The organism is Stenotrophomonas veracruzanensis, assembly GCF_032911525.1.
Lineage (GTDB): Bacteria > Pseudomonadota > Gammaproteobacteria > Xanthomonadales > Xanthomonadaceae > Stenotrophomonas > Stenotrophomonas africana.
This window is the reverse complement of record NZ_JAWJTI010000021.1, coordinates 23,292-36,463: the sequence shown is the minus strand read 5'-3', so window position 1 is coordinate 36,463 and position 13,172 is coordinate 23,292. Positions and strand designations below refer to the sequence as shown.

At 65.2% G+C, this 13,172-nt stretch carries 12 protein-coding genes; 7 read left to right on the top strand and 5 right to left on the bottom strand.

What is annotated here, in order from left to right; genetic code table 11:
- Window positions 1-42: 42 nt before the first annotated feature.
- The 4 genes from R1H25_RS13570 to R1H25_RS13555 all read right to left on the bottom strand — a co-directional run bounded on the left by R1H25_RS13570 (window position 43) and on the right by R1H25_RS13555 (window position 4,653).
- Window positions 43-1,446, bottom strand: a complete 1,404-nt coding sequence (locus tag R1H25_RS13570) for a mannose-1-phosphate guanylyltransferase/mannose-6-phosphate isomerase (protein ID WP_317223845.1) — start codon at window positions 1,444-1,446, stop codon at window positions 43-45.
- Between the two features lie 16 nt (window positions 1,447-1,462).
- Entirely contained in the window at window positions 1,463-2,821 is a 1,359-nt protein-coding gene (locus R1H25_RS13565; protein WP_317223844.1) for a phosphomannomutase, read from the bottom strand.
- A gap of 144 nt (window positions 2,822-2,965) precedes the next feature.
- On the bottom strand, window positions 2,966-3,907 hold the full coding sequence (locus R1H25_RS13560; RefSeq protein WP_099588605.1) for an electron transfer flavoprotein subunit alpha/FixB family protein: 942 nt from the start codon (window positions 3,905-3,907) through the stop codon (window positions 2,966-2,968).
- Window positions 3,907-4,653, bottom strand: a complete 747-nt coding sequence (locus R1H25_RS13555) for an electron transfer flavoprotein subunit beta/FixA family protein (protein WP_317223843.1) — start codon at window positions 4,651-4,653, stop codon at window positions 3,907-3,909. The genes R1H25_RS13560 and R1H25_RS13555 overlap by 1 nt, the downstream gene beginning before the upstream one ends.
- Before the next feature lie 286 nt (window positions 4,654-4,939).
- Between R1H25_RS13555 and rfbB the strand changes: the two genes are divergently transcribed.
- Genes rfbB through rfbD form a run of 4 tightly spaced genes read left to right on the top strand, consistent with a single transcriptional unit; the run spans window position 4,940 to window position 8,349 of the window.
- Entirely contained in the window at window positions 4,940-5,995 is a 1,056-nt protein-coding gene (gene rfbB, locus R1H25_RS13550) for a dTDP-glucose 4,6-dehydratase (protein ID WP_099588604.1), read from the top strand.
- A gap of 16 nt (window positions 5,996-6,011) precedes the next feature.
- Window positions 6,012-6,899: a glucose-1-phosphate thymidylyltransferase RfbA gene (gene rfbA, locus R1H25_RS13545; protein ID WP_317223842.1), complete on the top strand. Its 888-nt coding sequence runs from the start codon at window positions 6,012-6,014 to the stop codon at window positions 6,897-6,899.
- Window positions 6,896-7,453: a dTDP-4-dehydrorhamnose 3,5-epimerase gene (rfbC, locus tag R1H25_RS13540; RefSeq protein ID WP_099588602.1), complete on the top strand. Its 558-nt coding sequence runs from the start codon at window positions 6,896-6,898 to the stop codon at window positions 7,451-7,453. Before rfbA ends, rfbC begins: the two co-directional genes overlap by 4 nt.
- Complete coding sequence (gene rfbD, locus R1H25_RS13535) at window positions 7,450-8,349, top strand: dTDP-4-dehydrorhamnose reductase (protein WP_317223841.1); 900 nt, start codon at window positions 7,450-7,452, stop codon at window positions 8,347-8,349. The genes rfbC and rfbD overlap by 4 nt, the downstream gene beginning before the upstream one ends.
- Window positions 8,350-8,387: 38 nt before the next feature.
- Here the strand turns inward: rfbD and R1H25_RS13530 are convergent, their stop codons facing one another.
- Window positions 8,388-11,000 (bottom strand): DEAD/DEAH box helicase, encoded by a 2,613-nt coding sequence (locus R1H25_RS13530; RefSeq protein ID WP_317223840.1) that lies wholly within the window; start codon window positions 10,998-11,000, stop codon window positions 8,388-8,390.
- A gap of 173 nt (window positions 11,001-11,173) precedes the next feature.
- On the opposite strand from R1H25_RS13530, the gene R1H25_RS13525 reads away from it, so the two are divergent.
- The 3 genes from R1H25_RS13525 to R1H25_RS13515 are packed head-to-tail and all read left to right on the top strand — an operon-like array spanning window position 11,174 to window position 13,172.
- Entirely contained in the window at window positions 11,174-11,905 is a 732-nt protein-coding gene (locus tag R1H25_RS13525) for a CoA transferase subunit A (protein WP_317223839.1), read from the top strand.
- A 1-nt stretch (window position 11,906) separates the two neighbouring features.
- A complete protein-coding gene (locus tag R1H25_RS13520) occupies window positions 11,907-12,539 on the top strand; it encodes a CoA transferase subunit B (protein WP_317223838.1) in 633 nt (210 codons plus the stop codon).
- Between the two features lie 45 nt (window positions 12,540-12,584).
- Window positions 12,585-13,172, top strand: coding sequence for an alpha-ketoglutarate-dependent dioxygenase AlkB (locus R1H25_RS13515; RefSeq protein ID WP_317223837.1), 588 nt, complete (start codon window positions 12,585-12,587; stop codon window positions 13,170-13,172).

The following is a 13,172-nucleotide window of genomic DNA, read 5'->3' as shown; positions in this document are numbered from 1 at the left end:
GTCATGTTCCCGGCCTTTTTTCATGCGTGACGCGGGAAGGGCTCAGGCGCGCCCGTAGCTGTCTTCGAAGCGCACGATATCGTCCTCGCCGAGATAGCTGCCGGACTGCACTTCGATCAGTTCCAGCGGCAGCTTGCCCGGATTCTTCAGTCGGTGAGTCACGCCCAGCGGAATGTAGGTACTCTGGTTCTCCGACAGCAGGATCACCTCATCACCACGGGTGACCTCGGCGGTGCCGCTGACCACGATCCAGTGCTCGGCACGGTGGTGGTGCATCTGCAGGCTCAGCGTTGCGCCCGGCTTGACGGTGATGCGCTTGACCTGGAAACGCGCGCCATTGTCGATTGAGTCGTAGGCGCCCCAGGGGCGGTAGACCTTGCGGTGGGCGGCGGCTTCGCTGCGGCCATCGCGCTTGATCTGGCCTACGATTTCCTTGACGTCCTGCACGCGGTCCTTGTGGCCCACGAACACGGCGTCATCGGTTTCAACGACCACGATGTCCTGCAGGCCAACCATTGCAATCAGGCGATTGCCGTAGGCGTAGCTGTTCTTGCAGTCCACGGCGATAACATCGCCGTGGCAGGCATTGCCATCGGGGTCCTTGTCGGACACCTCCCACAGCGCCGACCACGATCCGACGTCGTTCCACTCGGCATCGAGCGGTACGACGGCGGCGTCGGCGGTCTTTTCCATCACGGCGTAGTCGATGGAGTCGTTCGGGCTGGCGGCGAAGGCCTCTGCATCCAGGCGGATGAAGTCGTTGTCGCGGGCGGCCTTGTCGAGCGCCTGACGGCAGGCGGCCAGGATCGCAGGCTGCAGGGCTTCCAGCTCCTTCAGGTAACGCGAGGCCTTGAACAGGAACATGCCGCTGTTCCAGAAGTACTCGCCGGAAGCGACGTACTGCTCGGCGGTGGCCAGATCAGGCTTTTCGACGAAACGGTCGACGGCGCGCACGCCTTCGCCTGCAGCGGCCTTGATGTAGCCGTAGCCGGTTTCCGGTGCGGTCGGGACGATGCCGAAGGTGACCAGCTTGCCGGACTCGGCAGCGAGGGCGGCCTGCTTGACCGCCGCGTGGAAGGCCGCTTCGTTGCGGACCACGTGGTCGGACGGCAGCACCAGCAGCAGCGCGTCATCGCCATTGGCCAAGGCCTGCAGCGCGGCGATCGCGATGGCCGGAGCGGTATTGCGGCCCACCGGCTCGAGGATCAGCGCCTGCGGCAGCACCTTGCACTCGCGCAGCTGCTCGGCAGCCATGAAGCGGTGCTCCTGGTTGGCGACCACGATCGGTGCCGCGCCGGCGATGGAAGCAACCCGCTTCCAGGTCGCCTGCAGCATGGTGTCATCGCCGACCAGCGGCAGGAACTGCTTCGGATAGGCCTCGCGCGACAGCGGCCACAGCCGCGTGCCCGAGCCGCCGGACAGAATGACGGGAACAATGGGGGTCATGCGAAGTATGTCCTTCTCAGTGATTGGCTGGCGTGCCGCCAATCAGGGCAGTCAGCTCGCGGATTCGGTCCTGCAGCAATGCTGCATTGCCGCGGGTCTCGATGTTCAGCCGCAGCAGTGGTTCGGTATTGGAACTGCGCAGGTTGAAGCGCCATTCGGCAAAGTCGGCGCTGACGCCGTCGGTGCGATCCAGGAGCGGCTGCTGAGCCTCGAAATGAGCCAGCACACGCGCGACCGTGGCCTTGGCATCGTCCACCCGGAAGTTGATCTCGCCGCTGCACGGGTAAGCCTTCATGCGATCGGCCACCAGTTCGCCCAACGACTTGCCGGTGCTGGACACCAGCTGTGCGATCAGCAGCCAGGGAATCATCCCCGAATCGCAGTAGGCGAATTCGCGGAAGTAGTGGTGCGCACTCATTTCGCCACCATAGATGGCGTCTTCGGCGCGCATGCGTTCCTTGATGAACGCATGGCCGGTCTTGCTCATGATCGGCACGCCGCCGGCCTGCTCGACCATTTCCACGGTGTTCCAGGTCAGGCGCGGGTCGTGGATGATCTTGCCGCCCGGCTGGCGGGCCAGCAGGGCGGTGGCCAGCAGGCCGACCAGGTAGTAGCCCTCGATGAAGTTGCCTTCGGCATCGAAGAAGAAGCAACGGTCGAAGTCGCCATCCCAGGCGATGCCGAAGTCGGCGCCGTTGGCGCGCACCGCATCACGCGTGGCCGCGCGGTTCTCCGGCAGCAGCGGATTGGGGATGCCGTTCGGGAAACTGCCGTCGGCCTCATGCTGGATGCGGATGAACTCGAACGGCAGGTGCGGAGCCAGCTGGTCGATGACCAGTCCCGCGCCGCCGTTGCCGGGATTGGTGACGATCTTCAGCGGCTTCAGGCTGGCGCGATCGACATAGCCGAGCAGGTGCTGGATATAGGCCGACTTGTCGGCATCCTGGGTCACGGTTCCAGTGCCGTTGCCGAGCGGGGCATCTGAGGCGGCGAAATCGCGGATATCGAACAGGCCGGTGTCACCGCTGATCGGCTTGGCGCCGTCGCGCACCAGCTTCATCCCGTTGTAGTCCATCGGGTTGTGGCTGGCGGTGACCATGATGCCGCCGGCGGCACGGCGGTGGAACGTCTGGAAATAGACCTCCTCGGTGCCACACATGCCGATGTCGATGACGTCACGGCCGCTGGCGGTCAGGCCCTTGATGGCGGCCTGCAGCAGCGCGGGGCTGCTCAAGCGGATGTCGTGTCCAACCACCACCGGTCCCGGGCCCAGCAACGCGGCGGTGCCGGCGCCGATACGGCAGGCAAGGCGTTCATCCAGTTCATCCGGAACGCGGCCACGGATGTCATAGGCCTTGAAACACGGAAGCGTCATCAATGCAGTCCTTACACGGGTTGACCCGGGATTATAGCGATAGGTAATGCAAGGACGAGTGATCCAGGCCAGCGTCCCTGCGGGCCCCGAGACGGTTGGAGATGCCACGTAACCTTTTGATTCCGTGGCATCTTTCAGGTGTCTTCAGTTCAGTGCTGTTTCCAGCTCCGGCAGGATCGTGAACAGATCCCCGACCAGGCCGATGTCAGCGATCTCGAAAATCGGCGCATCACCGTCCTTGTTGATTGCGACAATCGTGCCGGCATCCTTGATGCCGGTCAGGTGCTGGATGGCACCACTGATGCCGACGGCCACGTACAGTTCCGGCGCGATGATCTTGCCGGTCTGGCCAACCTGCAGGTCGCTGGGCACGTAGCCGGCATCGACGGCGGCGCGCGAGGCACCGACAGCGGCACCGAGTTTGTCGGCCAGCTGGAAGATCACCTTGAAGTTCTCTTCCGAGCCGACGCCGCGGCCGCCAGAGACCACGCGCTTGGCACTCTGCAGATCCGGGCGGTCGCTGGCACCGGCGGCCAGGCCGACGAAGCGGGTGTGGGTCGGCAGCGCGGCGTCGACGCTCGCCGCTTCAATGGCGGCGCTGCCGCCCTGGGCGGCTTCCGGCCAGGAGGCCGCGCGCACGGTGGCGACCACGATCTGGTCGGCCGGGGCTTCCACGGTGATGATCGCGTTGCCGGCGTAGATCGGGCGCTTGAAGGTGTGGCTGCCTTCGACGGTCATCAGGTCGGAGACCTGGTTGACGCCGAGCAGGGCCGCCACGCACGGCATCAGGTCCTTGCCGAAGGTGGTCGACGGGCCGAACACATGGGTGTAGCCCTTGGCCAGCTGCGCGATCTGCGGTGCCAGTACCTGGGCGATGGCCTGCGCGTTGGCGGCGTTGGCCACGGTCAGGACCTTGGCGACGCCGGCGATCTTCGCGGCTTCGGCGGCAACGCCGGCCGGGTCGGCGGCCAGCACCACCACATCGATGCTGGCACCACTGATGGCGGCGGCGGCGCTGACGGTCTTGGCGGTGGCGGCGTTGAGCTTGCCGTCGTGGTGTTCGGCGATGACGAGAATCTTGCTCATTACAGCAGCCCCTTCTGCTTGAGTGCGGCAACCAGTTCGGCCGCGTCCTTGACCATCACGCCCTTGCTGCGCTTGGACGGCGCGTTGTAGTGGGTGGTCTTGAAGGTGTCGGCGGCGTCAACACCGAGATCGGCCAGCTGCAGGGTTTCCAGCGGCTTGGCCTTGGCCTTCATGATGTCCGGCAGCTTGATGAAGCGCGGCTCGTTCAGGCGCAGGTCGGTGGTGACCACGGCAGGCAGGTCCACTTCCAGCGTTTCCAGGCCGGCGTCGACTTCACGGGTCACCGTGGCCTTGCCGTCGGCGATCTCGAGCTTGCTGGCAAAGGTCGCCTGCGGGCGGCCCCACAGCGTGGCCAGCATCTGGCCGGTCTGGTTGGCGTCGTCGTCAATGGCCTGCTTGCCGAGGATCACCAGGTCCGGCTGTTCCTTCTCGATCAGCTTGAGCAGGGTGCGCGACGCGGTCAGCGGCTGGATGGCCTGGTCGGTGACGACGTGGATGGCGCGGTTGGCGCCCATGGCGAGACCGTTGCGCAGGTGCGCCTGGGCATCGGCCGGGGCGATGGTGGCAACCACGACTTCGCTGGCGATGCCCTTGTCGCGCAGGCGCAGGGCTTCTTCCAGGGCGATTTCATCGAACGGATTGGGGGACAGCTTGACGCCGTCGGTGACCACGCCGGAACCGTCCGGCTTGACCTGAATGCGGACGTTGTAGTCCACCACGCGCTTGTACGCGACGAGGATTTTCATCTGCTGCTCGATCCTTGTAGTGCCGGCCACCGGCCGGCTCACAGTTGCGGAGAACGCCCGGTTCTGGAACAGCAACCGGTTCGGGGGTGGGATCCCGATTCTAGCCGGCTTGAAGGCACCATGCGAATGCGTATGGTTTTGCTGCGATGCGGAAGAATCGCGTCCTTTTTGCCCCTCGTTCATGCACGGCACGCCGTTGTCAGGATGCCCCCGATGTATTCTGTGGAGCTGAATCGGACGGTTTTGATGCCGCCGACCTCCGATGCATCGATCAGGAGAACAGGTAGTGCCCACATGGCTTGTCACCGGCGGCGCCGGATTCATTGGCGGTAACTTCGTTCTCGAGGCCGTCGCGCGCGGTGTCAAGGTCATCAACCTCGATGTGCTGACCTACGCCGGAAACCTGAAGACCCTGTCCAGCCTGGACGGCAACCCGGATCACGTGTTCGTGCAGGGCGACATCGGCGACCAGGCGATGGTCACCCGCCTGCTGGCCGAGCACCGGCCGGACGCCGTGCTCAACTTTGCTGCCGAGAGCCACGTGGATCGCTCCATCGACGGCCCGGGCGCCTTCATCCAGACCAACGTGGTGGGCACCCTGGGCCTGCTGGAAGCGGTGCGCGACTACTGGAAGGCGCTGCCGGCCGAACAGGGCGCGGCCTTCCGCTTCCTGCACGTGTCCACCGACGAGGTGTACGGCACCCTGGGTGAGACCGGCAAGTTCAGCGAAACCACGCCGTATGCTCCGAATTCCCCATATTCGGCGTCGAAGGCCGCTTCGGACCATCTGGTCCGTGCCTTCCACCACACCTACGGGCTGCCGGTGCTGACCACCAACTGCTCCAACAACTACGGCCCGTATCATTTCCCCGAGAAGCTGATCCCGCTGGTGATCGCCAAGGCGCTGGCCGGCGAGCCGCTGCCGGTGTACGGCGATGGCAAGCAGGTGCGCGACTGGCTGTTCGTGTCCGACCACTGCGAAGCGATCCGCACCGTGCTGGCCAAGGGCCAGGTCGGCGAGACCTACAACGTCGGCGGCAATTCGGAAAAGCAGAACATCGAAGTGGTGCAGGCCATCTGCGCACTGCTGGACCAACGCCGCCCGCGCGCGGACGGCCAGCCGCGCAGCAGCCAGATCACCTACGTCACCGACCGCCCGGGCCATGACCGCCGTTACGCGATCGATGCCTCCAAGCTGAAGAACGACCTGGGCTGGGAACCGGCCTACACCTTCGAGCAGGGCATCACCTTCACCGTTGACTGGTACCTGGACAACCAGGAATGGGTCAACGGCGTGCTCGACGGCAGCTACCGTCTGCAGCGCATCGGCACCGCGGCCTGAAAACCCAGGAGACCTCATGACCCAGCGCAAGGGCATCATCCTCGCCGGCGGCTCCGGCACCCGGCTGTATCCGATCACCAAGGGCGTCAGCAAACAGCTGCTGCCGGTGTATGACAAACCCATGATCTACTACCCGCTCAGCGTGCTGATGCTGGCGGGCATCCGTGAAGTGCTGATCATCAACACGCCGCACGAGCAGGCGCTGTTCCAGCAGCTGCTCGGCGACGGCTCGCAGTGGGGCATGGACATCCAGTACGCCGTGCAGCCCAGCCCCGATGGCCTGGCCCAGGCCTACCTGATCGGCCGTGATTTCGTCGCCGGCAAGCCGAGCTGCCTGGTGCTGGGTGACAACATCTTCCATGGCCATGGCCTGCGCGAAGTGCTGCGCAACGCTGACCAGCGCGAGCAGGGTGCGACCGTGTTCGGTTACTGGGTCAATGACCCGGAACGCTACGGCGTGGCCGAGTTCGACAAGGACGGCAAGGTCATCGACCTGGTCGAGAAACCGGAGAATCCGCGATCGAACTACGCGGTCACCGGCCTGTACTTCTACGACGGCAATGCCAGTGACTATGCGGCTGAGCTCAAGCCGTCGCCGCGTGGCGAGCTGGAGATCACCGATCTGAACCAGCGCTACCTGCGTGAAGGCCACCTGCATCTGGAGGCGCTCGGCCGTGGCTACGCCTGGCTCGATACCGGCACCCACCAGTCGCTGCTGGAGGCATCCAACTTCATCGAGACCATCCAGACCCGTCAGGGCCTGCAGGTCTGCTGCCCGGAAGAAATCGCGTTTGGCAAGGGATGGATCACCGCCGAGCAGCTGGAAGCACTGGCTGCACCGCTCATCAAGAATGCCTATGGCCATTATCTTCGGAAGCTGGCATTGCGTGGAGTGGTTCCGTGAAAGTCATTGAAACCTGTTTGTCGGGTTGCGTGGTGATTGAACCGAAAGTGTTCGGCGACGAGCGCGGTTTTTTCTTTGAGGGCTGGAATGCTGAGCGGTTCGGTGATCTGGGTTTGCCGACCCAGTTCGTGCAGAGCAATGTGTCCTCTTCCAGCGAGGGGGTCCTGCGCGGCCTGCATTACCAATGGCCACGCCCGCAGGGAAAGCTGGTGAGCGTTCTCGAAGGTGAGGTCTACGACGTGGCCGTCGACATTCGTCATGGCTCCCCGACCTTCGGGCAATGGGAGGCGGTGGTGCTGAGTGCGCACAACAAGCGTCAATTCTGGATTCCGGAGGGCTTTGCCCACGGTTTTGCGGTGTTGTCCGAGCGCGCGCTTTTCCACTACCTGTGCACTGATGTGTATGTGCCCGAGGCAGATGCAGGCATTCGCTGGAATGACAGCGAAATTGCAGTGAATTGGCCGCTGGGCTCTCCAATGCTGTCTGCCAAGGACGAGCGAGCCCCCTTCCTGAAGGACATTCCTGAGGATCGCCTGCCGGTCTACGTGCCATGACGGTTCTGGTATTCGGCGGCAACGGCCAGGTCGGCCAGGAGCTGCTGCGCGCGCTGGCGCCGCTGGGCAAGGTGGTCGCGACCACCCGCAGCGGCGTCCTGCCCGATGGCAGCGCCTGCGAAACCGCCGATTTCGGCCAGCCGGACAGCTTGCCGGCCCTGCTTGACCGGCTGCAGCCGTCGATCGTGGTCAACGCGGCCGCCTACACCGCCGTCGACCGTGCCGAACAGGAGGTCGACGCCGCCTTTGCGGCCAACGCGCAGGCGCCGGGCGTGATCGCACGCTGGTGCGCGGCGCATGGCGTGCCGTTCGTGCATTACTCCACCGATTATGTGTTCGATGGGCAGGGTTCCGCCCCGTACCGTGAGGACGAACCGACCGCGCCGCTGGGTGTCTACGGCACCAGCAAGCGTGATGGTGAGGACGCCATACGGGCAGCGGCAGGACGCCACCTGATCTTCCGCACGGCATGGGTGTATGCGTCGCATGGTGCGAATTTCCTGCGTACCATGCTGCGCGTCGGCGCCGAGCGAGAGCAGCTGCGCGTGGTGGCTGACCAGGTGGGTACGCCGACGCCGGCGGCGCTGATTGCCGATGTCACTGCGCAGGTGCTGCAGCATCCGGGCCAGTTGTCCGGAACCTGGCATCTGACTGCCGATGGGCAGACAAGTTGGCATGGGTTTGCCGAGGCGATCTTCGCCGAAGCGCTGGCTACCGGGGTGTTGGCGAAGGTGCCGGCCGTCGAGGCGATTCCCAGTTCCGAGTATCCGACGCCGGCCAAGCGCCCGGCCTGGTCGGTGCTGGACAACCGCAAGCTGCAGCAGGATTTCAACATCGTCCTGCCGGCATGGCAGGATGGTCTGAAGCAGGTGATGGCGGAAATAGCGCCCGCCTGAAGATTGCAGTGCTTTACCAGAGCGGAAAGGGTTAGAGCTCAGATCCGACGACGTACCCTGCGCGACGCAGGTGGTTTTCCCGGCAACGGCGCCAGCAGCGCCTGCACGTCTTCCTCGCTGAAGCGCGGCCCAGCGCTGCCACCGCCTTCGAGAATCGATTCGGCCAGCAGGGCCTTGCGTTCCTGCAGCTCGGCAATACGCTCTTCGATGCTGCCTGCGGCGATCAACCGGTAGACGAACACCGGCTGCTGCTGGCCGATCCGGTGAGCGCGGTCACTGGCCTGGTTCTCGGCGGCGGGATTCCACCAGGGATCGAAATGGATGACGGTGTCGGCCGCGGTCAGGTTCAACCCCACGCCACCTGCCTTGAGGCTGATCAGGAACACCGGGACGTCACCCTGCATGAAACGCTGCACCGGCGTGGCCCGGTCCTGGGTATCGCCGGTCAGGGTCACATAGGCCAGCCCCAGATCGTCCAGCGCCTGCGCGATCAGCGCCAGCATGCCGGTGAACTGTGAGAACAACAGGATCCGCCGGCCTTCCTCGACCATCGACGGCAGCATGTCGCGCAGCAGTTCCAGCTTGGCCGAACCGGCGTTGCGTGCCGTCGTTTCGCCCGGCAGCAACCGCGGATCGCAGCAGACCTGGCGCAGCTTCAGCAGCGCATCCAGCACCCGGATGTGGCTGCGCGCCAGACCGCTGTCACTGATGGCTTCGCGGACCTGTTTCTCCATTGCCGCCCGAACGGTTTCATAGAGATCGCGCTGCCCGCCCTCCATCGTCACCGCGCGGATGATGAGGGTTTTCGGCGGCAGCTCGGCAGCCACCTCGTCCTTGCGTCGGCGCAGGATGAACGGGCGCAGCCGCTGCGCCAGCAACTGGGCACGGCGATGGTCGCTGCCGCGTTCGATGGGGTGGCGCCAATGCTGGTTGAACTGCTTCTCGGTGCCGAGCAGGCCGGGCAGCAGGAAATCGAACTGCGTCCACAGTTCGCCCAGGTGGTTTTCCAGCGGCGTACCGGTCAAACACAGGCGATGGCGGGCCTGCAACGTGCGCAGGGTGACGGCAGCGCGTGATTTCGGATTCTTCACCTGCTGGGCTTCATCCAGAATCAGCAGATGGTAGGCATGTGCCTGCAGCGCATGCTCGTCGCGCCACAGCAGGGGGTACGTGGTCAGTACGAGATCATGCGCGGGAATCGCGTCGAACAGCGTCTCGCGCGTCGATCCGTGCAGGGTCAGCACGCGCAGGTCCGGGGTGAAGCGTGCCGCTTCGCTCTGCCAGTTGTGCAGCAGTGAGGTCGGCACCACCAGCAGTGCCGGCCGGTCCAGGCGGCCGCTTTCCTTTTCGACCAGCAGATGGGCCAGGGTCTGCAGGGTCTTGCCCAGTCCCATGTCATCGGCCAGTACGCCGCCCAGGCGCTGCTGCCGCAGGTACTGCAGCCACGAAAGGCCATCGCGCTGATAGCCACGCAGCGTCGCCTGCAATCCGGCAGGCGTTGCTACGTCTTCCGGGGCAGGCGCCTGCAGCAGGCGCTGCACGAGTGCCTGGGTGTCCCCGTGGCCCCGCAGCTGCAGGTGTGCGTCGTCCTTCAGGGCTTGCAGCCGACCGCGATCGTGCATCGATAGCCGCAACGGCACATCGCGCGGGGTGAACAGGTCGGCCAGCAGGGCAATGACCGGTTTCAATCGCGACGCCCGAAGCGCCAGGCGCGTATTGCCACCGGCAGTCAGCAGGATGTTCTCGTCATCGCCAATGGCGTCCAGCTGTCCGCGCGACCAGCGAGGATCGGCATTCAGTACCTGCTGCAGCAGCGGAACCATGGACACGTTGTGGCCGTCCACCTGGATCTCCAGGCCCAGATTGAACCAGCCCGCATCCTGCGGGTCCGCCTGGATGTCCAGATCGATTTCATCCACCCGGGTGATGCGATGGCGGAAATCGTCGTCTGCCTCCACTTTCCAGCCCAGGGCCTCCAGCCGCGGCACGTCATCCAGCAGGAAGCGGGTCCAGTCGAAACTGCGCAGTTCGAACAATGGGCCGCCGCCGTCCAGGACGATGCGTGGCTGCCGCTCACGGTGCAGATGCACGCTGCGCAGTTCATCTTCGCGCCGTGCCTCCTCGTGGAGGTCACGCGGCAGCAGGTAGAGCTGGCCCTGCGGGCCATGCACGAACGGCGACGGGTCGTCGAGAAAGCGTACGTGCTCGTCGTACTCGAACGCGAGGGTGGCAACGTCCAGCCACTGCGAAGGATCGCGCTCGGTGAGCCAGTCGGGTCGGTACTCCAGGCTGTGCAGATGGAGGATCGGTGTCATCGCCTGGATCGGCAGGGTTGGCAGCGTCGGATGCGCAGCGGGACGTAGCGGGCCCGTGTCGCCCTCCAGTGACGTGCCCAGTGCCGCCAACAGGACCGAAGCGACATGCTCGCAGGAGCCTCCCGCCGGGCAGGTGCAGCGACTCTGCAGAGGGCTGCGCGGAGCACGGGCGCTGGCGTCCAGGTCGATGGTCACCTGCCAGGTCTCCACCTGCGCGGTCAGCAGCGGCGCCCTGTAGTGCAGCGCGTGCACGGCACCTGCGCGTTGCCTGCCTCTTTCCAGTGTCCCGGCATCCAGCCAGCGGGACAGTTCCCCTCCGGTGAATACTACGGCCATGCGTCGTCCTGTCCTCTCCATCTGCGGCGCGCGTTGCCCAGGGCACCGCAAGCGGGGAAGGGGACATTCTACGGAAAGGCGGCCGGGCATACCGGTTCATGCTGCGGCGCACCCCAGCCGGTAACGGGTGTACCGCTAGAATGGCAACATTCTCACCGGGTAGGGCAGTAGAGATGCAGCAATCGACTTCCACCGGCAAGCGCAGCAAGCGCTTCGCCAGTGCGGCGGAGGCCCTGCAAGGGGTGGTCGCCGATGGCCAGACGCTGGCCGTGGGCGGCTTCGGCCTGTGTGGCATCCCCGAGGCCCTGATCGCCGCGCTGCGCGACAGTGGCGCCAAGGGCCTGACCGTGATCTCCAACAATGCCGGGGTCGATGGCTTCGGTCTGGGCCAGCTGCTGGAAACCCGGCAGATCAAGAAGATGATTTCGTCCTACGTGGGCGAGAACAAGGAGTTCGAGCGCCAGTTCCTGGCCGGCGAGCTCGAGCTGGAATTCAACCCGCAGGGCACCCTGGCCGAACGCCTGCGTGCCGGCGGTGCAGGCATTCCGGCGTTCTTCACCGGCACCGGCTATGGCACGGTGGTGGCCGAAGGCAAGGAAACCCGCGAGTTCGACGGCAAGCACTACGTGATGGAAACCGCGCTGCGCGCCGATGTGGCACTGGTCAAGGCGTGGAAGGCCGACGAGGCCGGCAACCTGGTGTTCCGCAAGACCGCGCGCAACTTCAACCCCGCCTGTGCGATGGCCGGCAAGGTCTGCATCGTGGAAGTGGAAGAGGTGGTGCCGGTCGGTGCCATCGACCCGGACCAGGTGCACCTGCCGGGCATCTACGTGCACCGCATCGTGCACAACCCGCATCCTGAGAAGCGTATCGAACAGCGCACCATCCGCGCGGAGGGCAACTGACATGGCGTGGACCCGCGATGAGATGGCGGCACGTGCCGCCCGCGAACTGACCGATGGTGCGTACGTGAACCTGGGCATCGGCCTGCCGACCCTGGTTGCCAACCACATCCCCGAAGGGGTGGACGTGTGGCTGCAGTCGGAAAACGGCCTGCTCGGCATCGGTCCGTTCCCGACCGATGCCGAAGTGGACGCCGACCTGATCAATGCCGGCAAGCAGACCGTCACCGCGCGTGCCGGTGCCAGCTATTTCGGCAGCCACGACAGCTTCGCGATGATCCGCGGTGGCCATGTGAACCTGGCTATCCTCGGCGCCATGCAGGTCACCGACAAGGGTGACCTGGCCAACTGGATGGTGCCCGGCAAGATGGTCAAGGGCATGGGTGGTGCGATGGACCTGGTGGCCGGCGTGCAGCGCGTGGTGGTGCTGATGGAGCACACCGCCAAGAACGGCGAGCACAAGATCCTGACCGAATGCACGCTGCCGCTGACCGGCGTGGGCGTGGTCGACCGCATCATCACCGACCTGGCCGTGTTCGACGTGACTGACAAGGGCCTGCTGCTGGTGGAAGCAGCGCCGGGTGTCAGCGACGACGAACTGAAGGAGAAAACGGGCGTGACGTTCCAGCGCGCTTGATGCCGTGAGGGCGGTCAAGTGCCGCCCCCATCCTGCGGGGCCTTGATGCTGTTTCCCCATGACCTCCCCGATGCCGATGTCCAGCACCTGCCGGGCTGGTTGGCTGCCGCCGATGGCGACGGGCTCATGTCCGCGCTGCAGGCCGACGTGGCCTGGGAGATCCATCGCATCCGCATGTTTGGCAGCTGGGTGGATTCGCCGCGGTTGAGCTGCTGGATCGGTGACCCGCAGGCGCGCTACCGCTATTCCGGGGCTGATTTCGTTCCGCACCCGTGGCCACCCGCGTTGCAGGCCATGCGCGAGCGCCTGCAGGCGGAAGGCTTCGGCCGCTTCAACAGCGTGCTGCTGAACCGCTATCGCGGTGGTGGCGACTACATGGGCTGGCACAGTGACGACGAACCCGAACTGGGCCCGATGCCGGTGATTGCTTCACTGAGCCTGGGCGCGGAACGGCGCTTCCTGCTGCGCCGGCGCGACGACCCGGCGCGGAAGGCCGAGTATCTGCTCGGCCATGGCGATCTGCTGGTGATGGCCGGGCAGACGCAGAGGTTTTACCAGCACGCGTTGCCGAAGATGGCGCGGGTGCAGGGTGAACGGATCAACCTGACGTTCCGCTGGATTACGCCGCGCTGA